The sequence below is a fragment of the Oleiphilus sp. HI0132 genome, from assembly GCF_001635845.1.
The window spans coordinates 1-277 of sequence record NZ_LWGJ01000962.1 but is presented as its reverse complement, the minus strand read 5'-3'; the positions used below and the strand labels follow the sequence as shown (position 1 = coordinate 277).

Here is a 277-nt window from a genome sequence, read left to right as displayed (position 1 = left end):
GTATTTTATCCATGGCTTCACCGATGGTGGCGCAACTCATAGTGATATAGCCAAGCACACTATAGGAGCCTGGCTGAACAAATTGGCTGGTATGAAGCCCGAGCAAGGGGTCATTAGCGCGTTCGATAAGATGTTTAATAAGAGATTGGAACTGGGTTCCAATAATACGCCCATTTGCACTGGCCAGAACATTCGGGTCGATCCCTGAGTCGAGAATGACTTGATGAGTATCGATTTGTTTGCTCTGAGCATATTGTAAATATTGCTGTACGGCAGG

At 45.8% G+C, this 277-nt stretch carries 1 protein-coding gene; it reads right to left on the bottom strand.

The features are described 5' to 3' along the window. Positions 1-277, bottom strand: a 277-nt coding sequence (locus tag A3766_RS10890; protein WP_197479531.1) for an AraC family transcriptional regulator ligand-binding domain-containing protein, incomplete at both ends; no start/stop codon positions are given.